19 protein-coding genes and 2 tRNA genes are annotated in these 22,773 nt (G+C 37.1%); 9 read left to right on the top strand and 12 right to left on the bottom strand.

What is annotated here, in order from left to right:
- Window positions 1-131: 131 nt before the first annotated feature.
- The 3 genes from prfC to ABN217_RS10770 form a co-directional block, all read right to left on the bottom strand.
- A complete protein-coding gene (gene prfC, locus ABN217_RS10780; protein WP_072069007.1) occupies window positions 132-1,721 on the bottom strand; it encodes a peptide chain release factor 3 in 1,590 nt (529 codons plus the stop codon).
- Between the two features lie 668 nt (window positions 1,722-2,389).
- A complete protein-coding gene (gene rimI, locus ABN217_RS10775) occupies window positions 2,390-2,836 on the bottom strand; it encodes a ribosomal protein S18-alanine N-acetyltransferase (protein ID WP_151436106.1) in 447 nt (148 codons plus the stop codon).
- Window positions 2,805-3,215 (bottom strand): DNA polymerase III subunit psi, encoded by a 411-nt coding sequence (locus tag ABN217_RS10770; protein WP_072069009.1) that lies wholly within the window; start codon window positions 3,213-3,215, stop codon window positions 2,805-2,807. The genes rimI and ABN217_RS10770 overlap by 32 nt, the downstream gene beginning before the upstream one ends.
- A 129-nt stretch (window positions 3,216-3,344) precedes the next feature.
- Between ABN217_RS10770 and rsmC the strand changes: the two genes are divergently transcribed.
- From rsmC to ABN217_RS10755, 3 genes are all read left to right on the top strand, one after another.
- The gene (rsmC, locus tag ABN217_RS10765; protein WP_072064368.1) at window positions 3,345-4,361 is read left to right on the top strand and encodes a 16S rRNA (guanine(1207)-N(2))-methyltransferase RsmC; all 1,017 of its coding nucleotides are present in this window, start codon (window positions 3,345-3,347) and stop codon (window positions 4,359-4,361) included.
- Window positions 4,362-4,533: 172 nt separating this feature from the next.
- Window positions 4,534-4,620: transfer RNA gene (locus tag ABN217_RS10760), tRNA-Leu, on the top strand.
- A gap of 38 nt (window positions 4,621-4,658) precedes the next feature.
- A tRNA-Leu gene (locus tag ABN217_RS10755) sits at window positions 4,659-4,745 on the top strand.
- Between the two features lie 64 nt (window positions 4,746-4,809).
- Here the strand turns inward: ABN217_RS10755 and ABN217_RS10750 are convergent.
- The 5 genes from ABN217_RS10750 to ABN217_RS10730 form a co-directional block, all read right to left on the bottom strand.
- Window positions 4,810-5,073, bottom strand: a complete 264-nt coding sequence (locus ABN217_RS10750; protein WP_072069011.1) for a DUF1435 family protein — start codon at window positions 5,071-5,073, stop codon at window positions 4,810-4,812.
- Window positions 5,074-5,266: 193 nt separating this feature from the next.
- Window positions 5,267-5,815 (bottom strand): GNAT family N-acetyltransferase, encoded by a 549-nt coding sequence (locus ABN217_RS10745; RefSeq protein WP_196554854.1) that lies wholly within the window; start codon window positions 5,813-5,815, stop codon window positions 5,267-5,269.
- Between the two features lie 2 nt (window positions 5,816-5,817).
- Window positions 5,818-7,449, bottom strand: coding sequence for a Na/Pi cotransporter family protein (locus ABN217_RS10740; protein ID WP_196554855.1), 1,632 nt, complete (start codon window positions 7,447-7,449; stop codon window positions 5,818-5,820).
- Between the two features lie 412 nt (window positions 7,450-7,861).
- Window positions 7,862-9,301, bottom strand: a complete 1,440-nt coding sequence (gene phoA, locus ABN217_RS10735) for an alkaline phosphatase (RefSeq protein WP_196554856.1) — start codon at window positions 9,299-9,301, stop codon at window positions 7,862-7,864.
- Window positions 9,302-9,525: 224 nt separating this feature from the next.
- Complete coding sequence (locus ABN217_RS10730; protein WP_349439476.1) at window positions 9,526-11,073, bottom strand: alpha/beta hydrolase-fold protein; 1,548 nt, start codon at window positions 11,071-11,073, stop codon at window positions 9,526-9,528.
- A 246-nt stretch (window positions 11,074-11,319) separates the two neighbouring features.
- On the opposite strand from ABN217_RS10730, the gene ABN217_RS10725 reads away from it, so the two are divergent.
- Window positions 11,320-11,589 carry a hypothetical protein gene (locus tag ABN217_RS10725; protein WP_072069015.1) on the top strand — a complete coding sequence of 90 codons (270 nt, stop codon included), beginning with the start codon at window positions 11,320-11,322 and terminating at the stop codon, window positions 11,587-11,589.
- A 14-nt stretch (window positions 11,590-11,603) separates the two neighbouring features.
- A complete protein-coding gene (locus ABN217_RS10720) occupies window positions 11,604-11,954 on the top strand; it encodes a type II toxin-antitoxin system RelE/ParE family toxin (RefSeq protein WP_196554858.1) in 351 nt (116 codons plus the stop codon).
- A 90-nt stretch (window positions 11,955-12,044) separates the two neighbouring features.
- Here the strand turns inward: ABN217_RS10720 and ABN217_RS10715 are convergent, their stop codons facing one another.
- From ABN217_RS10715 to serB, 4 genes are all read right to left on the bottom strand, one after another.
- Complete coding sequence (locus ABN217_RS10715; protein WP_197269867.1) at window positions 12,045-13,184, bottom strand: ElyC/SanA/YdcF family protein; 1,140 nt, start codon at window positions 13,182-13,184, stop codon at window positions 12,045-12,047.
- A 377-nt stretch (window positions 13,185-13,561) separates the two neighbouring features.
- A complete protein-coding gene (gene nadR / locus ABN217_RS10710; protein ID WP_349459390.1) occupies window positions 13,562-14,806 on the bottom strand; it encodes a multifunctional transcriptional regulator/nicotinamide-nucleotide adenylyltransferase/ribosylnicotinamide kinase NadR in 1,245 nt (414 codons plus the stop codon).
- Between the two features lie 11 nt (window positions 14,807-14,817).
- Window positions 14,818-16,209, bottom strand: coding sequence for a DNA repair protein RadA (gene radA / locus ABN217_RS10705; protein ID WP_072069019.1), 1,392 nt, complete (start codon window positions 16,207-16,209; stop codon window positions 14,818-14,820).
- A gap of 37 nt (window positions 16,210-16,246) precedes the next feature.
- Window positions 16,247-17,224 (bottom strand): phosphoserine phosphatase, encoded by a 978-nt coding sequence (gene serB, locus ABN217_RS10700; protein WP_196554861.1) that lies wholly within the window; start codon window positions 17,222-17,224, stop codon window positions 16,247-16,249.
- A gap of 109 nt (window positions 17,225-17,333) precedes the next feature.
- Here serB and ABN217_RS10695 point away from each other — a divergent pair, with 109 nt between their 5' ends.
- The 4 genes from ABN217_RS10695 to ABN217_RS10680 form a co-directional block, all read left to right on the top strand.
- Window positions 17,334-18,068: a YtjB family periplasmic protein gene (locus tag ABN217_RS10695; protein ID WP_349439475.1), complete on the top strand. Its 735-nt coding sequence runs from the start codon at window positions 17,334-17,336 to the stop codon at window positions 18,066-18,068.
- Window positions 18,069-18,305: 237 nt separating this feature from the next.
- A complete protein-coding gene (locus ABN217_RS10690; protein ID WP_349459389.1) occupies window positions 18,306-19,847 on the top strand; it encodes a YjjI family glycine radical enzyme in 1,542 nt (513 codons plus the stop codon).
- The gene (locus tag ABN217_RS10685; RefSeq protein ID WP_196554864.1) at window positions 19,819-20,685 is read left to right on the top strand and encodes a YjjW family glycine radical enzyme activase; all 867 of its coding nucleotides are present in this window, start codon (window positions 19,819-19,821) and stop codon (window positions 20,683-20,685) included. Before ABN217_RS10690 ends, ABN217_RS10685 begins: the two co-directional genes overlap by 29 nt.
- A 151-nt stretch (window positions 20,686-20,836) precedes the next feature.
- Window positions 20,837-22,773: hypothetical protein (locus tag ABN217_RS10680; RefSeq protein WP_349459388.1), on the top strand; the 1,937-nt coding region annotated here is incomplete at its 3' end.

The following is a 22,773-nucleotide window of genomic DNA, read 5'->3' as shown; positions in this document are numbered from 1 at the left end:
TATTTTTACTCTAAATAATTCAAGTTACAACTAGGCGACAAGTGAATAAGTCGCTAGGAGCATACATAAGTATGTGACTAGCGCGAATGAACGTAGTCAACAACGTTGTAGCTTGAAGTATGACGAGTAAATTAGTGTTCGCGTGTTTGATGGAACTCCACATCAGGATAACGCTCACGCGTTAAGTTCAAGTTCACCATCGTTGGTGCGATATACGTTAAGTTATCGCCACCATCTAGTGCCAAGTTTTGTTCATTTTTACGTTTAAACTCTTCGAGTTTCTTCTCGTTATCACACTCAACCCAGCGTGCCGTTGAAACGTTAACGGATTCATAAATCGCTTCAACGTTATATTCACTCTTAAGTCTTGCAACAACCACATCAAACTGAAGCACACCGACTGCACCGACGATTAAATCGTTATTTGCCAATGGCCTAAAGACTTGTACAGCACCTTCTTCTGATAACTGTACCAATCCTTTAAGTAACTGCTTCTGTTTTAATGGATCACGTAAACGAATACGACGGAATAACTCTGGCGCAAAGTTTGGAATACCCGTGAATTTAAGAATTTCACCTTGAGTAAAAGTATCACCAATCTGAATAGTACCATGGTTATGAAGACCAATAATATCGCCAGGGTAAGCATGTTCAACGTGGGAACGATCGCCTGCCATAAAGGTTAATGCATCTGAAATCACTACATCTTTTTTGATCCGGACTTGATGTAATTTCATACCTTTATCATACATACCAGATACAACACGTAAAAATGCTACACGATCCCGGTGCTTAGGATCCATATTTGCTTGGATTTTAAAAACAAAGCCGGTGAACGTTTCTTCATTTGCTGTAACTTGGCGCATATCTGTTTGGCGAGGCATTGGTGCTGGGGCCCATTTTACAAGGCCATCAAGCATGTGGTTAACACCAAAGTTACCTAATGCTGTACCAAAGAACACTGGCGTTAATTCACCCGCTAAAAAGGCTTCATGATCAAATTCATGAGATGCACCTAGTACTAACTCTAATTCGTCACGTAATTGGCTTGCTAAATCATCACCTATCGCTTCATCAAGCTCTGGATTATCTAATCCTTTAATGACACGAGAATCTTGGATAGTGTGGCCTTGACCTGTTTGATAAAGATAAGTTTCATCTTTGAGAATGTGGTAAACCCCTTTAAAAAGTTTTCCACAACCGATAGGCCAAGTAACCGGACTGCAAGCAATTTTTAGCTCAGTTTCAACTTCGTCCATGACTTCCATTGGGTCACGAATATCACGGTCGAGTTTATTCATAAAAGTTAAAATTGGAGTGTCACGTAAACGTGTTACTTCCATTAACTTACGTGTACGATCTTCGACCCCTTTAGAAGAGTCAATCACCATTAAACAGCAGTCAACAGCCGTTAAAGTACGATAGGTATCTTCAGAGAAGTCTTCATGCCCTGGGGTATCAAGTAAGTTAACTAGACAATCAGCATAAGGGAATTGCATAACTGAAGTTGTAATAGAAATACCACGTTGTTTTTCCATTTCCATCCAGTCAGATTTTGCATGCTGATTTGAACCACGCCCTTTTACGGTTCCTGCACGTTGAATCGCTTGTCCGAATAACAACACTTTTTCAGTGATGGTTGTTTTACCCGCATCGGGGTGAGAAATAATGGCAAAAGTTCTACGACGAGCAACTTCTTGCTGAAAAATAGGATTAGACATCAATGGTGATCTTCTGGTTGATAGACGAGTGAATGTAAAGCACTGATATACTTATATAACTAATAATTAAAGTGACTATAAAGACATTCAACTCGCAAGTTAATCTTAATTGGCGCTTATTTTCGCCTATCTTGTCTGTATAAACAATCAATGGTTACTATTTTATCTGCTTGTGGGTGTGATGCCTAGTGTTTGAAAAAATTAATCATATCTATTGCCTTATAGAGCAACATTGTTTCATTGATACTCACAATAAAACTATTTTACTAAAAATTTTATAAACTGACTTTATGAGCTACTAATAAAGCCAAGAATTAGCCTATTTATTTTCAGCTAAAAGCGGGATTGAATATAACATTTAAAACAAATACACATTTATTTTAAATTTAATTCTGTATATTTAGAGATAAATCACTTTATTTAAAACAAAACCAAATACTCGATTTACTTATTTTATATATCATTCACTATTTTAACATCGTTATAATCACATTAATCTCACAATGAAAGCATGACAAAAGTGAAATTAACTTGATAAATTTCCATTAAGTGAAAATTAAGATAATTTTTAAATAAAATTAATAAAAAATAAATTTCAACCATTCTATATAAAATAAAAAAAACGCCCAATACAAGGCGCTTTAAATTTAACTTAAATAAATATTTACTTAGAAAGAAATAGGGTAAGCCATGATAATCGCATCTTCATTTCCCGTCTTTGTTGGGTAATAGTTTTTACGTTTTGAAACGAAATTAAATCCTATAGATTCATAGAGATTGAACGCTTTTTCATTAGATTCTCGCACTTCTAACCATAAGGTAGTGATATTTTTTTTCTCAAGTGTTTCAATCAGTTCCAATAATAGTGCTTTGCCGTAACCTTTCCCCTGATAATCAGGATGGATTGCGATATTAAAAAGTGTTGCCTCATCTAATATTAATTGCGTAATTGCAAAACCTACAATAATATTATCAATGCAAATTTTCAGATTAAAATAATGACTTCCTTGGTTACTATAAAATGTTTCTTCACTCCAAGGGAATGAATGACTTAATTTTTCTATTTGCCATGCTAAAGGTAAATCAGCAGGGTTTAAGGGTGAAATGGTCTTCATATTGATAGATTTGTTTCCAAAGATCGCGTTTTGCATCGGCATCAAAATATAATTGATGCAATGAAGGGCTTCTCAAAGAAGTATATTCAGAGGGAAGAATGAGATCAGTGCCTAATAACCAACAGGGAAGATCAAATGATTCTGTGAGCATGCTCACATCGTCTGTTGTAATACAATAGATTTCGTTTTTATCTATCCCCATGGCGCTAAAAATATCAGAGAAAAGCCCGTTATTTAGATCAACGGTATCATCAGTAATGATAAGTAAACGTGTTGTATCCGGAAATTGCACAGAATGCTCGCCTTTTAACACAGCAGGCTTACGAAGTACCCACTGACGAATTCCTAGTTGGGATAACATTCTGTCTTTACGGCTCATTATGCTTACCTATCAAGTGTAGAACAACGGTACATAGTATCAGAGGGCATAAACTACGCCAATAAATAGCGTCGGTTTCTTTATATCTGATATCATGCGTCTCATGTTTTTTAAGGAGTAATAATCATAATGTCCTCACTGTCCCCTGCTAGCGAAGTTATTCTTCGTCACCTAGATCATTTCGCAGACAGGCATGTACTTATTGCAGGTGATCTTCAAGATACTTTTGCGGCACAGATCCAGGCGAAAAGTGTCAGAGCATATACAAACCAATATCACCAATGGTTACCATTACTAAAATCAATGGGTGATAATGCACTCTTCGGTTTAGTTGCAGATCAATCCTTTGTGAAATATTGCAATACCTTGATCTATTTTTGGCCTAAAAATAAAAACGAAGCCACTTTCCAACTGCGTAGCCTTTGCTCTAACTTACAAGTGGGTACTGAAATCTTTATCGTTGGTGAAAACCGTAGCGGTGTTAAAAGTGCAACCGAATTAATGAACGGTATCGCTAAACTAAAAAAAATAGATTCAGCGCGCCGTTGTAGCTTATTTTTTGGTACACAAACATATCAAACACTGTTTGACCGTAATAACTGGTGGCAAACCTATCGTCATGACGATTTAACCGTAATGGCATTACCAGGTGTCTTTAGCCAAAATGCATTAGATGAAGGTAGCCGTTTATTACTTTCAACTTTTGATGATGCAATGGTGGGTGATTTACTAGATATGGCGTGCGGATGTGGTGTTCTCGCTACAGTATTAGGCAAGAAAAATCCAATGCTGAAACTCACCTTGTGTGACGTAAATGCAGCTGCAATTTCTTCCAGTATTGCGACATTAAATGTGAATGAATTAGAAGGCCGAGTGATTGCGAGTAATGTCTATTCTGCCGTTGAAGAAACTTATGATTGGATAATCTCAAATCCGCCTTTCCATGATGGTTTAGGTACAAGCTATACCGCGGCTGAAGATATTATTCGTCTTGCACCAAATTACCTAAAAAAAGGCGGTAAATTACGCATTGTAGCGAATTCATTTATCCCTTATCCAGACATACTGGATCATGTATTTGGCTCTCATGAAGTGCTTGCATCAACAGGTAAATTTAAAGTTTACCAAGCCACTAAGAAAGATTAATCACAAGCCCTGTTATCTAAAACAGGGCTTTATTTTTTGGGGCCGATTTTGAATGATAATTCAAGGTGTTTTATTTTTCATCACCAAGATAATTTAATGATAAAAAATAATTGACGCTAAAAATAAAAGGCCTAAAATTCGCCTCCTATCTACAAAAGATAATGTTTAGATTGCGAGGGTGGCGGAATTGGTAGACGCGCTAGCTTCAGGTGTTAGTGTCCTTACGGACGTGGGGGTTCAAGTCCCCCTTTTCGCACCAAACACATTTTTTGTAACGCTAAATAATTGAGTAAGACTGCGAGGGTGGCGGAATTGGTAGACGCGCTAGCTTCAGGTGTTAGTGTTCTTACGGACGTGGGGGTTCAAGTCCCCCTCTTCGCACCACTCAATTAACCTTTCTTTTCCTTTGATAACAACCCGTTAATAATCTTTTATTGCTCCCTATTTATTATCCATAATATGTGGTTAACAATGTCATTAAGCTATAAGTCAACACAACACCAGCAGGGATCATCACCCACATCTGCAATTTCTTATGGAATAGCATCAATGTTGATAGCAGCATTGAAACAACTAAAACTAACGTAAATGCAGATGTTCCAGCAATAGAATGCATAATGACTGTGAATAAAGAAGAAACAGCTAACATTTCCCATAAACTGATACGAGATGTCCAAGAAGCGACTGGAGATAAGCGTGTTGATTTAGCCATAATAACTCACCATTAATGATAATGATTTTCATTATTATATATAACACCTGTACTAAATCAACTTATATAAAGAAAAAAAACTCTCTATATCCTTAATTTTTAAAGGGTTAAAGCATTTTCTAAAACATAAAAAAACGCCTTTCTATTTCTCAATAAAAGGCGTTTTATTTTATTATGTTATCAATAAACGAAATTATGCATTATTTGGCTTTATAAAATAAAAGACCAAATGAATATCTTCAGGCTCTCTTTCATAAAGTTCAGGATCAGGAATATCAATTAAGTGACACCCTAAATGCTGATAAAAGTTCACACTATTTTCAGAAGGTGTTGATGAGATATATAATCCATCTGCACCATTTTCCTTCGCATATTTCACACAATAGTCAAAGAGTATTCGTGCTAAACCTTGCCCACGTTGCTGGTGGCTAACATGTAAAAAAGAGAGTTGAAGTAGACTATCATTTTTACCGCGCTTTTTCGGATCAACACTTACAGCAGCAATTAATCGATCATGTTCAAAAACGCCCCAAAAAGGTGCTCCACGATCAAAACTTTCAAGTAAAACAGGGGTGTAATGTTCTGCTTCACCTTCTGGCCAACCTTTCATATCAAAACGCTGCTCAGATAAAAGCAACTTTCCTTCTTTTAATACATATAGCTTTTCAATTAGCTCAGTTCTATCGATTTCCCAAACTTGTGGAATTTCATTTCGTGTTAATTGCCGAATAACATTTTTCATTATTAAAGATTAACCTGTTCTGATGATGATTCACTTCGTTCTAGTGCGTGGTAAGCCACCGCACAGAATAAGGAATTCAACCGTTTCATATCACCAAGCAAACTGGTATGCAGAGAACTGGTTTCAATGCTTTGCATATTATGCAAATGAAGACGTTCTACATGTGCAAACGAGTAACGTTGGTTAAGTAAACGGAAACGATGTTTTGCTCGACGTAACTTACGAGCATGTTCCATGTTGCCGGAAACAAATACCGACATCGCCAGATTCAGATTACTTTGCAGACGCTCAAGGAGTGTCTGTAATTCACGACGCCCTTCCTCCGATAAAAATAAGTGATGATTTAAACCTTTACTCACCACTTCAACTGACATGCGCGCAATAATAGCGGATGATTGTTGTAAATTCATAGCTGTATCAATAATTTCCGCCCAGCGTCGAGAATCTTCAGCTCCCAGATCATGCTGCTGAATTTGCGCCATGTACAATTTAATGCTGCTATGGAGCAATTCAACCTCTTCTTCTAACTGGCTAATTTCCCTTTTTTGCTGACGATCACCTTCCATTAATGCAGTAAAACGTTGCAACATTTGTTCCACAACATCACCTAATCGTAGTGATTCTCTAACCGCATTAGCGATAGCTAAAGATGGAGTATCAATAGCAGATTGATCCAAATAACGAGGCGCAACTTCAGATCCTGTGGCTGGTAATTCAGGAATAAGTCGCTGACATAATTTTGCCATTATGCCGACAAAAGGGATCATCAATACACAGCGTGCAAGATTATAAATAACATGAAAATAAATAACGACTTCTGCTGGAGAAAAACCGTATTGCTGAATTTTATTCGCAATCAAGGTTATCCAAGGTAAAACCAGAAATGCACCAATCAATTTAAAAAACAGGCTTCCTAATACGACTTGGCGAGAAACAACATTTTGTCCTCGGCTACTCATTAATGCCAGCAAACCACTACCAATATTAGAACCAATCACAATGCATAAGCTGATATACAAAGGCATTAACCCTGTCGCACTTAATGTCGCCGTTAATAAAACAGCAGCAAGGCTTGAATAACTCACCATGGCAAACAAAGCGCCCACTAAGAGAGCTAAAACAGTGTCTCCACTTAATGATGTGAAGATAGCTTGTACAGCGCTCGCATGGGTAATTGGCTCTGCGGATGTCACGATCAGTTGCAAAGCGAGAATAATTAAACCAAGGCCAATCCCTACACGCCCAAGTTGCCCTACTCGCTCTTTTTTACGACTTAAAAAAGTAATTACCCCGATAAGAATAAGAAGTGGGGATAACCAAGAGAGATCAAACGTCAGCACTCGTGCCATAAGTGCCGTACCTACATCCGCACCTAACATAATAACAAGTGCAGGTGTAATCGAAATAAGTCCTTGTGTCACAAAAGAGATAACCAAAAGTGCCGTTGCATTACTGCTCTGAACTAATGCCGTTACCCCAAGCCCCGCAAGGAAAGCGTTGGATTTTTTATTAATACTTTTACCTAAAATTCGGCGTAAATCAGAGCCAAAGACGCGCATGATCCCTGTACGAACAATATGTGTTCCCCAAACAAGAAGTGCGACTGATGAGAGTAAATGAAGCAGTGTCAGCATAGAAATAATAACCTTATTTTTATCGTTGTTTGTTTGACTCTGTTTCTCCTTCAATCTCATAAAAAGAGAAAGACCATGAGCAGATAATACATCTGAGAAAAGATTTTTATGGATAATGCCTTAATAACACGTTGGGTTATTAGACAAAAAGATATTGCAATTTAAGTGCAATAATCAATGGAGAAGTTGAGAATATTACAGAAATTAATTTGTAAGTTCTGTTAATTATAACAGAGAATATGTCACTTTCAAAATCAAGCTGTAAATAACCTATTGATTTATTATCCTTTTATTTTAATTAATACATAAAAAAACGCGATGAGAGGGTATCTCTCTACGTCGCGTGAAAATACAACAAGTTAGTAAGGCAATTCGACTACAAATTCAGACAGACTATGGTATTAACTTAAATTTATTTCAGTCCCATTGCATCACGCATTGTGAAGAACAAGTCTGTTTGATCCGTCAATCCAACCACATTAGCTGCATGAGGACCATAAGCCGCAATACGTAATTGAGAACCGGTATGCTCTTGTGAATCAGTCTCTGAGTTACCGTAGTTCACGACCATTACGGCACCATCTTTCGTGATCAATGCTTGTGTTAAGCCAGGAGATTTCACATCAGCTTCAATGATTTGGCTAGAGTGAGAGTGATCAGCGGTGACAATAATCAGCGTATCGCCATTTTGTTTCGCAAAATCTAAACCGATTTGCACAGCTTCATCTAACGCAACCGTTTCACCAATTTGTCCACAAGGGTTAGCATTATGATCTTGCTTATCAATAGAGGCACTTTCGACTTGTAAGAAGAAACCATTTTCATTAGTTTTCAGTAAATCGATCGCTTTTTTAGTCATTTGTGCCAATGTTGGCGCATTAGGATCGAGTTTAGAGTTAGGTTTGCACTCTAATGGCGGATTATTGATATTGCCATGATAAACCGCTTTAGGGCCTTCCCATGCAACAGCCATATTCCCTTCATGGAATAAGCCTAATATCGGTTTATCTTGATTTGCCAAGGTAATTGCGTCTAACGATTTTGCATCTTTGACGATTTGATAACCACGCTCAATGGCTTGTTGCTCTAACGTTTTACCTTTGTATTCTCCTGCTGTAGCAGTTTGAGTAAAACTTTTTGCACCGCCCCCTAACGTAACGTCTGCACGAGTCACTAATAATTGCTCAGAAATAGAACCCTTACCGCCATTTTCTAATGCATTAGTTGAGCATTTTTCTAAGGTTTCAACTGGACCATAGCATTTACGTCCAGAGACATGGGAAAATAGTGCAGCTGGTGTCGCATCTTGAATTTCAGATGTAGTCACGTTCCCCGTTGCCTTTCCATTGATTTTTGCTAATTCTAAAATGGTTTGGTGATCCTTACCAAAAACATCAATCCCTAATGCACCATTATACGTTTTCACACCAGAAGCCCATGCCGTTGCTGAGGCTGCCGAATCTGTTACATAGTTAGGTTTTTGTGTTTTTCTATCTAATGAATAGTGTGTGTATTGACCCGTCATTGGTAACGCATCAATGCCTTTAAAAAAACCGCCCGCACCTTCAGCGTAGTTACGTGCAACAGTGATTTCAGAATCCCCCATACCATCACCAATAAAGAGGATCACATTTTTTGCTTGGTTGTTATTTAAAGCTGCTTTTAATGCCTCAGTTTGATCTTGAGTCATACGGCGAGCACCGCCAAATTCCGTGATATTACCTTTTGCTGCGCGATCTTGTGCCAAAATTGCATCAGCAGCAACGGGAGCTGCAAAAGAAGAGAAACTCGCGCCAGCCAATAGCGTTGTTACAATAACGGATAAAATAGAACGTTGGTAACGATGAGACATAGCTTTTTCCTTGCACTCTAAAGTAAAAAAAACAGGATTAATGTTTTAAGTCAGGAAAAGCTTACGGCAGTTAAATGACAGAGAAATGAAGAGTAAAAGCGATTTCGATGACAACTTTATGACAAGTTAATGACAAACAAAAAGCTTATACCGCGAATGCATGTATAAGCTTCTGTTGTATTAAAGCATATTGTTAAAGCGAGGTATCGAGTTGAGATCTTAAACTAGTCATTCTCTTGGGTTAATGCTTTAGCCCCCAAATACAGGGTTTCACACCAAGAAATATAATCATGCCCACTGGCCATTTCGAGTGATTGAACCGGATAACCTTTTTGCTCTAAAACCTGCTTAAGGTGACGATTATTATTTAAAATACCGCCTTTATCACCACGACTTTCAAATAGCCCTGCCTCTAAGAAAAACTGTAATGGCTTTTTATCTGCTTGCTCAAATTGTCTAATAAGCCATTCAGGCTCTTCATTTTCGGGCGCCCACCAATAAGAGCCGGACATACTCAACACTTTACTAAAGCGATCAGGGCGATTAAGAGCAACCCATGAAGAAGCTAATCCGCCATAGCTTGATCCTGAGACTATTGTCTCTTCGCCTGAAACTTGAATACCCTTCTCTTTTTCTAGCCAAACAAATAATTCATCTGCTAAAAAGCGGTAAAAATCAGGATTTGGTGGTAATTCAACACTACGGCGATCACTATCAATACTATCAACAAATAGGATCATCATAGGTGTTAATTTTCCTTCCTCGATCTGCTTATCAAAAAACTTATCAATACCATATTGGCGACGATACGTTTGACCATCGAATAACACGAGGACTCGTGGTATTTCCATTTTTTGTGCTGGCAGATAAAGTGCTATTTCACGATCATTATTTAAGATTTCACTGTGAAAACGAACAATTTCTGTTTTGCCTTTCATTGTTCTATCAAGAATACCGGGTAATTGGCATTCACGTTTCTTGTCTAACGATAATAAAGAAAAGTGATTATAGATATCCTCAGATTGACTTGGAGAATTTTGGGAATTAAACGGATCGGCTTGAGCGGTGGTTAAAATCGCGCGACGTTGCTCAAAGGGTTCTGAATTTTCAATAACAGGCACATCGGGCGCTAATTTATATTGCATTAATGTGTCGTTAGGCACGATATAACTACGATACCAAATATCGCTATTGGCTAAATGTGTTAACGGATCATGATTACCCTCTGGCGATCCCAACAAATAGACATTCGACTTCGCTCCTCGCCATAAAAAGGTGACTAACTTTTTGTCATTATCATAAGGCTCAATCAGAGGAGCCCCTTCTTGGCGTATTTGTTGCCAAAACACCTGAATACTTTGTTGATTTAGTTGTTGAGCGAGTGTTTGTAAACGAGGACTAACAGGTGCAATCCCCGCATCTTTATCTAAAGGCTGATAAGGTTGTGTTGTTAGCGTGAATTGCCACTGCTTTTTAGTTTCGCCCTGTGCAACTAATTGATAATTTGCCGTTTCAGGTAATAGAAAGCGTACTTTCTGTTGGCCATCAGCGGGAATATCTTTTAATAAACTACGAATATGAGTGCCGTCTTGTTTCTCTAACCACAGGTTTTGTATCCCTTTTACGTTTAATTCAACATAGCGTTGGCTTTCTAAATGAGCGGTAAAACACAACGTATTGTTGTTATCAAACTGACCTGTCATTTCTTTATTTTCAGTTACGTCTAAGCAATTAGCAAAACTGGAAAAAGAGGCCATCAATGCGCATATCATCAGAGGAATTCTCACTTTATTATTCTCGTTATAAACTATTGTGAGAAACAATAGTAATGATAATTGTTATCAATTCAATAAAAATTAAGCGTGTACAAATTTATAATAAATTTGACACCGCAGCGAAAAATAATAAAATAATCATTATCACTCCCTATGTGATAGCAAGATAAAGTCAATAATTATAGGAGTTCGCTATTTATGTCTATCTTGCATATGAATAGCAATTAAATGAAGGTAATTATTATGTCTATAACGATGTCGCAAAAACTAGCTCGAGAAGGACTTGGTAATCCAGAATTATTTCAAGGTGGTGTTTATATTACAAAAAATGGTCAAGCGGAGCTTTTTGTACAAACAGCTGAAGAAAGACAACTGGAGTTACAAGAAAGAGAAAAAGAGCGTCAATCAAATGCTCTATTGAAATTGGTAATGATAGCGAAAGAAGATATAGCAAATGAGCAAGTTATGTCTCCTGAAGATGTCAAAAGAAAACTACGTGGATCTCGAACTTAATATTAGAGGTGCTTTTGAAAAAAACTGTAAACATTAGAGTATCAGAGACAGCTCTATGGTCATTAAAAGATGCGGAATCATTTAAACTCAGTTGCATCAATAACAGTGAAACCGCTGCTGTATTTATAGATCAACTTTTTGACTCAGCTATTGATGCTATTTCTCAAGATCCTACCCGTTATCGTTATAATGCAATGTTGGCAGATAAAGGGATCGCTATTCATGAACGTATTGATGTGAACAGTCAGTTTCGTTGTTTATATGAATTCAATGAAGAAAATAATACGGTCGATATATTACTTTTTATAAGTACAAAACAAGATATTGAAGGAATGCTTTATCGTTGTTTAATATTGAAAAAATGATGAAAATGATGAAAATGATAAAAGTCTCCTCAATCATTTTTGTTATTGAGGAGATTTTTTTCTAAGTTAATTAGCGTTAAAACGCGCCCATCAACGCTCTTCTAGCGGATAACTGCGGAAACTCCATAATCCCAACGCTTTTAAACCATCACGATAAATACCTTGTATATCTGATTTACTGGCTTTTTGTAATTCAGCTAATGGTTTATCAGGTGCAACAACCGTTAAGTAAGTAATATCACTTGGGCCACTTTGCCAACTTGCAAGCGTGAAAATCGCATCGGCACGGCGGACATGGCTGCCAGAACTAATAATAACGGCCGTTTTAATACGATGTTTAGTTAATGCATAACGGCTAAATAATGCATTCTCGACTGTTGTACGGGCATAGTTTTCTTGGAAAATACGCTCTGGTGCAATACCGTTTTTCACCAACCAATCTGCCATTAATTTACCTTCCGTTTGATGCGCTTTTGGCACGCCACCCGTAACGACAATCATGGCTTCAGGTAATTGTTTAGCCACTTCTAAGGTTTTATTTAAGCGTTCAATTAAAATCTTATTCATTGTGCCATCGGGATTTAATGCATAACCCAATGTCACAATCGCGTTGTTTTCTTTGGTTTTATTTAATTTTGCCAAATCTGCTGGTGTTAATTTATCACTTAAAGGCATTTTACTTACGCGATCAATCTCTGCAAAAAAGCGACTAATCTCTTCAGCTTTAGCTGGGTTTAATGATTTCAATTTATTGAAATACGCTTCACTTTCTTTGTCTTTACCTTCAAAACGTGTCCATGAAGTGACATAGATTAATGCATCAATATCATCAGGGGCTGCTTCTAAGATCTGTTTATAAATAGTAATCGCGCGAGGAACATCATTGTTATAGATATAAGCACTTGCGGTGCTAAATAATAAATCGAGACGGTAAGGTTCTAACTTATAAGCTTGTTGCAGTTTTTGCGCCACTATTTCCATATTTGATGGCAATTTTCCCGTAAACCCTGCATCTGACACTCGTGCCGGAGATTTAAAGGCATCTAACGCATCTTGGATCAAGCTATCAACTGTTTGACGCTGAGAAACATATTGCTGATAACTATTATCTGGCTGATGAACTTTTTGGTAAGCCAATGCAGTTGATGAGACGGTAAAACCTAAAGTAGCAATCGCTAACGAAATGACCGTTTTCTTAATACGATATGAAACACGGGAAGGTTGCGCCATTATCTTGTCCTTTTACGAAAAATAGTCTGCTTCACCTGAGCGAATGAAGATAGAGAGTGTGACTCCTCACACCTAATGGCAAAAGAAATACACACCGATAAATCTATACCTGATATCTATCATAAAGATCCCTGAATTAATTTTCAGTAACCTTTTTCACCTTATTGAAAAAAATAGCATTATTACGTAGATAGCTTATTTGGCAGTTTTTTTTATGTATTTTTATCTTTTGGCAAGTGATTTTGTTCTGATAGATCATCAGTGGCAAAGAATAAAGGGAATTTATTCAGGAAGAAAAGCGTTGGGTTTTAAGACAAGTGATTATTCTTATCCTTCCAATATAAAAACGCCATTAATGGCGTTTTTTAATCATAATGTTACTTAATATGTTTTGATTGCATCATCAATAATTCTCTGACTAATTCAACGCAGCTTAAGAAGCGTTCGTCATAATCAGGGGAATTCACTTTGATATATTCAATATTGTTTTTATCTAGCATTTCCATCAGTAAAGTTTGGAAGAGGCGACGATCTTTTTCACTGCCTAAGCTGCGTAAACCATCCGCTACCCATGGCGTGTTGTTTTCTAGCAAAATAACTAAATCAAAACGGTATTCATCAATTAGAGCTTGAACAAAGGGATGCTCTTTACCTTCATAACGTAAACAAAATGCCTGTGTTGTGACAAAATCCGTATCAACAAAAGCGACTTTATTTGCATATTTAACAGCAAAATCAATATATTGAGCATGTCCTAATGCAATTTTATCATAGTCAGAATATTGCAATGCCATCTCATCACCGCCTAAATGTGAAAAGACATAATCACGACCATATTCCCATGCACTCGTGGTATTGAAAATATTGGCAAGCTTATTGACTAATGTTGATTTACCACTAGATTCACCGCCTAAAATAGCCACTGTGCGCACGAAAAAGGGTTTAACTTCTGTTGGAATATATTCCCAATATTTAAAAGGCGCTTGGCGAATTTGACTGCCACTGATATTCATAAATGAGCGTTCAGGATCAATCAGAACCGTTTCAATCCCCAAGAAAGCATTATATTGATCCGCATCTTCCCGCTCACTGGTATAGATAAAATCAGGTGTAATTTGTTTTTCACGTAAAAACGTTTTTATGCCATCACTCCACATTTCCCAACCATGGGGCTGTGGCTCAATACCGTGTTCGTCAAACTCATGAATACGAATATTTTTTTGATATTTAAAAGTTTGTAATAACCAGCGTAATCTGTCACTGACAGTCGGTTGCTGTGACATCGCACTATTGATAAATAGATCCTTATCACGAGGTTCGTCATGACAGAGGATCACATGTAATTCATCAACTTGACTACAAGCACGTTGAATTAAATAAATATGCCCAGTGTGAAGAGGATAAAACTTACCAAAAATGACACCAATTGTTTTCTTTTTGACGGGATATTCTAACCCCAAAAATTGGTGTAATGCCGACATTTTTTGCGCACTGGGGCTCTTGATTTTATTATTAATCAATTGGCTAAGATAGCCTTTTGTCATATCACTTTTATCAGCAACGTGTTGTAAGGTATACCCATTTTTTCTGATAGCCTGTTTGATATAATCAAAAGGTCCCATAATTAACTCCTTTAGAAGTCTTCTAAATCATCAAGAACAGATAAGGCATCTGACAGTTTTTTCACACCATACACTTTCATATCCGGTGGATTTTTCTTTGGCATATTTGCACTCGGTACTATGGCTCGTTTAAAACCATGTTTTGCTGCTTCTGCGATTCGCTCTTGCCCACTAGGTACAGGTCGAATTTCTCCCGCAAGGCCAACTTCACCAAATATCACTAAATCGCGTGGTAAAGGACGATTACGAAAACTCGATACTAATGATAGTAACAAGGCTAGGTCTGCGCTGGTTTCCGTAACTTTTACCCCGCCAACCACATTAACAAAAACGTCTTGATCAGACATTTGTAATCCACCATGCCGATGTAAAACAGCAAGTAGAATAGCAAGGCGATTTTGCTCTAATCCCACGGCGACACGGCGAGGATTGGACAACATCGAGTGGTCAACTAACGCTTGTATCTCCACCAGCAAAGGTCTTGTACCTTCCCACACAACCATAACAGAGCTGCCTGATGTGATTTCATCGCCTCGACTTAAAAAGATAGCTGAGGGATTGCTCACTTCTCGTAATCCCTGCTCTGTCATCGCAAACACACCTAACTCATTAACAGCACCAAAACGGTTTTTATGGCTGCGTAAAGTACGAAAACGAGAGTCCGTTTCACCATCCAACATAACAGAACAGTCAATGCAGTGTTCTAATACTTTCGGTCCTGCCAATGTGCCATCTTTTGTCACATGACCCACCATAATAATGGCAACATCATTGGTTTTAGCAAAACGCGTTAAATAAGCCGCGGTTTCTCGCACTTGAGCAACACTACCCGGTGAAGATTGAATATCTGCCATATGCATCACTTGAATAGAGTCAATCACCATTAATTTAGGCTGTTCTTGTGAGGCAATTAAACAAATTTGTTCGATACTGGTTTCTGACAACATATTAAGTTCTGCTGTCGGTAAACCTAATCGATGTGCACGCATAGCAACCTGCTGAAGTGACTCTTCACCAGTCACATAAAGTGTTTTCATTTGTGTCGCTAAAAGACACATGGTTTGCAGTAATAAGGTACTTTTACCCGCACCAGGGTTACCCCCAATTAAGATGGCACTTCCTGGTACAACACCGCCCCCTAAAACACGGTCAAATTCTTTAAATCCTGTTGAAAATCGAGGTAATGCTTCAAGGCTAATTTCAGATAATTTTTGTACTCGGCTAACACCTTTAGCATCACCGGCAAAGCCACTAAAGCGCTCATTACGGGAGGAAGGGGTGGCCGCAAGACGAATTTCTGTAATTGTATTCCATGCATGACAAGCCGAGCATTGCCCTTGCCAACGAGGATAATCTGCACCACATTCATTACATACAAAGGCTCTTTTTGCTGCTTTTGCCACACTTCTCTCCCTACGATAACAATTCTAAAAAACGCTTTTAGCGTTCTTCGTGTTTTAAACCACCACTTAAAATACACATCACGCCCATTAAATCAGCATGACGGATAGCGACTTTTGCCTGAGCATACACTTTGGGTTTTGCATGATAGGCAATACCCAATCCTGCTTTTCTCAACATTTTAAGATCGTTTGCGCCATCACCGATGGCAATGGTTTGCTCCATTGGGATCTCTAAATCTTTAGCTAAACGCGCAAGCACTTGAGCTTTATATTTCGCATCAACAATGGTGCCTTTTACTTTTCCTGTCAGCTTGCCATCTTTAATTTCAAGGTGATTAGCAATCGCCGCCACTAAGCGTAATTTTTGTTTTAAATTGTCTGCAAAATAAGTAAAACCGCCAGATGCGATAGCAATATGCCAATCCATTGCTTGAAGTTTACGTACCAGACTCGTTAATCCTGGCATAAGCGGTAAATCATCCATCACTTTTTGCAAAATAGAAGCATCGGCTCCTTTAAGCTCAGCAACACGGAGTTTTAAACTTTCACTAAAATCCATTTCACCTTGCATAGCGCGTTCTGTTATTGCCGCAACTTTATCACCCACTCCCGCAAGTTTGGCGATTTCATCAATACACTCAATTTGAATAGCCGTTGAGTCCATATCCATCACTAAAAGGCCTGGAGAACGCAAGCGAGGAATTTCACCTAGTGGAACGACATCTAGGCCACATTCATCAGATAAACGGCGAATTCTACGGGTTAAGCTTCCTGCAATACGCACAACTTGGTAATCATCAATACGCCATGAAGAAACCACCACAATTGCCACGCCTAATTTATGTTGGAACTCACTTATTCTTTTCTTATCAAGTTCGCGACCATAAAGTAACCATCCGCTATCGCCAGCACGATAATCCAGTGGCATCACCTCTTCACCACTAAGTGATAATGGCAGACCTGGCCATTTACGGATTTCATCCGGTAAATAGCAATAGGTCAGACTATTTGACATACTTATTCTCCTGTTTTCCCCTGTCTGAACAAAATAATCGTTATTCAGCCTATTCTATCTCTGGCTCATCTGGCAACATGCATATACTTGCTTACGCAAAAGGATGAACATGCTTAAAGACAAACTAAAATTCAAACTACAAAAAACGGCGATTATACTGATTTGTATCGCACTATTGGCATTTCTTATGCAGGGCGCGTCTTATTTTAGCCGTGCTAATCAGCATGCCCGTATTACCCAGTTTGAAGAGCTTGCAAAAACGCTGGCAGAACAAGTTGCGTTCTCTTTATCCACTTATCTGGATGACAGTAGCAAAGATAACGTAAATCCCCTCATTATGGCTAATTTAAATCATCTAACTCACAATAGTCGGGTGCTTGATGCCAGTCTTTATTTAGAAGATGGTACACAAATAGCGCATAGTGGTGAAAATGTCACTGTTAAAGAGCGATTAGCACTAGAAGGGCAAAAAAGTGGCGGTTCTTTTAATCACCAGCTTGTTGTTCCCGTACCGGGTAAAGATAAACCGAAGGGTTTTTTAAGGCTAACATTAGATACTCACCAGTTGGTCACTGAATCAAGCCAAGTCGATAACACAACAAATTTATTACGTGTGATGCTGTTAGTTGCGCTCGCCATTGGCTTTTTACTTTCACATAACTTGCTTCAGTTAACACCAGTGCATTGGCAACAATCGCCTTATTTATTAACGGCAAATTTACCGCCTCGTACTGAAAAAGAAGAAGATCAAGAAAGCGAAGATCAAAATAATGAAGGAAATGAATCAAAAGAGAGTGTCAGAGAAGAAAATAATGACACTGATAATAAAATAGATAAAACATAAATTCTTACTCTTTTAACAAACTACTCAGTGAGTTTAGTGGATCATTAACTGAACTCACTTTTTTATATCTAATTAGCCATAAGTCAAATTAGATATATCTAATTTATACGTATTTTCGTGCTATTTCCTTAATCTTTAAAGGGGTTTTGTTTAAAGTCACGGTAAATTCTGACTAAGTCATTAACCTGAAAAATAAGTTTTAAATCTTTTTCTGGCTCTTTGAGTACTGAGGTGGTTATGACTGAACAATCCGTTATCGAACGCTGTCAACAAATCGTAGAAAATTCAACTCTTTCTCCTGAACAAAAACGCCATTTTCTCGCGTTAGAAGCTGAGAATATGCTGCCTTATCCATCACTTTCTATGGATGCCGCAAAAGCGCTTGATGAACGGGTTATTTGCGATATGTATGAAGGTCATGCCCCTTACAAACCGCGCTATGTCTTACCGGATTATGCGAAGTTTTTAGCACAAGGTTCCCATTATTTAGAATTAGAGCCGGCCCAAGATTTTGATGATGCGCTGAATATGCTCACTATTCTTTATCATCATGTTCCGTCGGTTACCTCTATGCCAGTATATTTAGGTCGTATCGATAAAATTTTACTGCCTTATGTGGGTGAACTTACCGAAGAGCAGCTTTACCCTAAATTAAAACGCTTCTGGCGTTATCTTGATAGAACCCTGCCAGATGCGTTTATGCATGCCAATATTGGGCCTGAAGACTCAATTCTTACCCGATTAATTCTTAAAGTGGATGTTGAACTTCAACAAGTCGCCCCTAATCTCACATTTATCTACGATGCGAATTCAACACCAACAGATCTACTTTACCAAGCCATCACTAATATTTGCCACAGCAGTAAACCCCATATAGCTAATGGTACGTTGCAAGATGCCGTATTCGGCAAAGATGAATATGGAATTGTGAGTTGTTATAACTCTCTGCCTCAAAGTGGCGGTGGTAGCACCTTAGTGCGTATAAACCTCAAAGAGGTTGCACAGCGTAGCCAAAATAGCCTCGATTTTCTTAATAATATATTGCCTTTTTATATGCAAAAACAAATTGAGATCATTGATGCTCGTTGTGAGTTTCTCTATGAAAAATCTCACTTTTTTAACCAAAGTTTTTTAGTGGAAGAGGGTTTAATTTCACCTGATCGTTTTGCACCCATGTTTGGTATTTATGGCATGGCTGAAGCGGTTGCTCTGTTACTTGAAAAAGAAGGTCAACAAGCTGCTTATGGTGATAATGAGTCTGCTAATAAACTCAGTTACATCATCAGTGAAAAGTTAGCACAATTTGTTGCAGATACACCGGTTAAATATGGTTGGAAACATCGGGCAATGCTACATGCACAATCCGGTATTAGTTCAGATATTGGTACTACGCCAGCAACTCGTATTCCTTATGGTAAAGAGCCTGATCCCGTGACACATTTAATGACTGTCGCACCTCACCATCAATTTTATACTTCAGGTATCAGTGATATTTTAACAGTGGATGAAACCATTAAACAAAATCCAGATGCCTTAATGCAGCTCTGCTTAGGTGCATTTGCTTCTGGGCTAAGGGAGTTTACCGCTAACGTAGGTGGTAATGATTTAGTGCGTGTCACGGGTTATATGGTGCGCCTATCCGACTTGAAAAAATACAAAGAAGAAGGCTCTCGCTTAAATACCACTTGGCTGGGTGATGAAGCGACGGCAAACTGTCATATTGCTGAACGCAAACCTCGAGTTATTAGTCATGAACAGCAGATGCGCTTCAATAAATAAAATTCTTCCTTTCTCTTGTGTAGATGGCCCAGGCAATCGTCTGGCCATCTTCTTACAAGGATGTAATTTGCGCTGCAAGAATTGTCACAATCCTTATACGATGGGTATCTGTGACAATTGTGGTGACTGTATTCCAACCTGCCCTCAGCAAGCACTCTCATTACAAAATGGCGTTATTAGCTGGAATAGCGCCAGTTGTGAACAATGCGACACCTGTATTCAGCAATGTCCTCGCCAATCAAGCCCTATGACATTAACCTACACTGTTGATGAGCTTATTGCGATCACACGTAAATATGCAGCATTTATTAATGGTGTAACAGTAAGTGGTGGTGAATCTACATTACAACTTCCTTTTTTAATTGATTATTTTAAAGCAATAAAAGAAGCACCTGATCTGAAGCATCTTACTTGTTTAATCGACAGTAATGGCACTCTTTCACTTAATGGCTGGCAAAAAATCGCCCCGTATATGGATGGTGCTATGATTGATTTAAAAAGTTGGAGTGAAGATACCCATATTTATTTAACAGGAAGAGGTAATCAACGAATTAAAGAGTCAATCAAATGGTTAGCTAATAATAATTTACTTACAGAATTACGTCTTTTATATATTCCAGAAAAAACCGATTATTTAGAGAATATTGAATTACTTTCCCTGTTTATTAATTCATTGGGGGAATCCATTCCAGTGAGAATTAATGCTTTTCATAATCATGGTGTATATGGAGAAGCAGCAGAATGGGCGTCAGCAAAAAAAGAAGATGTAAAATTATTAAAAAAAGAACTTATTAAAAAAGGTATAATTTTAATTAAATCCCCAGAAATATATTCATAATAAAAATAAATAAAATAGAAATAAAATATATATTAATTAATAAAACAACTAAGTTAGTTTTTATTTTAAAATAAAGCACACTTATATTGACAGCTTGAGAAGTTATTATTAATCTCCGATAACCTGCTCCCAACACAAGGCTTTATCTTCAATGAATATAAATAAAACAAAGCTTAAATTATTAATTAGCACTTTATTAGTAATCCCATCATATAATTACGCCAACTATAATTTCAAAATCTCAGAATTAGATCCATCTGCCAAAAAAAACATACCTTTTGACTTTCAAAGTATAGAAAAAGATTATATAAAAACTAATCCTCATACATTACATCTTAATGGTTCCATGGAGGAAAGAACACTACCTAATATACTGAATTCTAAATCTGGAAATACTATTATTATATCCGATGATATATATACAGATAGCAACATAAGTTATAATTCAGGTAATGATTTTACCCCTATAAGAATAAAAGGTATTTCTTTTATTCGTTTTCATTCTCTTTCTGAGAATGGTCGTTATGCTTTTGGGTCAGGAACTCAGAATGAACAAGATATCTTCTTTATATACGATACTATTTTAGAAGAAATGGAAAGGATATCTCATAAAAATATTAACCATCACGGTTATTTTTCTACTCAAGATGGACAATACTTCCTTTATTCTAAAGGTAAAGATGCCTTATTCGATATTAATGATTCATTTATCTATAGTACTCACAATAAAAAAAATATTCCATTAAATGAAATTGAGAGTAATGATATTATCAAACATAAAGAAATAAATCGTTTTATTGCTTATAAAAAAACACTATTAAGTAAAGAAAGAGAATTTGAAAATAAAAATATATTAGGTGCTACTTTTGATGGAAAGTATACTTATGGCATTTTAGCAAGAAAAGAAAATCATGCTCCTGACTACATCAACATCGCCTTTATTTATGATCCTGATAATCATATTTTAAATAAAATATCAACCTCAAAATACGGCTCATCTAGAATAAATTCTGTCTCTAAAAATAATACCTTTATTGGATGGTATGAATCAATGGATCCACAGAAAAATAGGCTTTTCCGTAGAGCTTATTTTTATACTCCATCTGATAATAGAATCACTGATATTAAACCATTACACAATCCATTATCACCACAAGACTTTGAAGTTAATTCTGAAGCTACAGGTATTTCTGATGACGGTAATAGTATTGTAGGTTGGTCTGAATATGAAAGAAAAAGACCATCATATAATAAAAATATCGCTAATTCATATTATTTAAGGCAAGCCTTTATCTATTTTAAAAATGATAATAAAACCTACCCTCTTCAACACCTAGCACAAGGTGATGAATCTGAAGCTCTCTCTATCACAAGTGATGGGAACATTATTTATGGCGTTGCTGATGATCAAAATAATAAATGGAAATCTGTTGCATGGAAAGTTTCAACGCGAAACAAAGACTCATTAGAGAAAAGAATTGAGGAAAAATATCGAGAAAACATCAAAGAAATTTACTCTAGTAATGATATTTTATTGATAGAAAATATTATTAAAAAATCAAAAGAAACTATTGACCTACTTAATAACAATCTTTCCTCATCAATAAGTAACTTAGAAAAACAGAAAAAAGAGAGAGAAAAAAACATTCAAGAAATCATAAGCAAAATACAAGAAAATCAGCGAAAAATAGATCTTATTGAAACTTCATATGAAGATCATGTTATTTTAAATGATCAGAATGAACAATATGAAGAAGATAAAAAAAATCATCTGAAAGCATTGAGTGACATCAATATTCAATTGAGTTCATTGAATAATTCTGAAGATTTTTTAAATTTGACAAATTTAAATGAAATACATCATGAAGCACAAAATAGATTAATAGAATTAAAAAATGCTCATACTAAGGAAAAGCAAGCGGAGAAAGCCAAAGCCGAACAAGACCGCTTAGCCAAAGAGCAAGCCGATAAAATTCAAGTGGATAAAGACCGCTTAGCCAAAGAGCAAGCCGATAAAATTCAAGCGGATAAAGACCGCTTAGCCAAAGAGCAAGCCGATAAAATTCAAGCGGATAAAGACCGCTTAGC

It is taken from the genome of Proteus sp. fly-1067 (assembly GCF_040139345.1).
Lineage (GTDB): Bacteria > Pseudomonadota > Gammaproteobacteria > Enterobacterales > Enterobacteriaceae > Proteus > Proteus vulgaris_B.
This window is presented reverse-complemented; position numbering and strand designations above follow the sequence as displayed.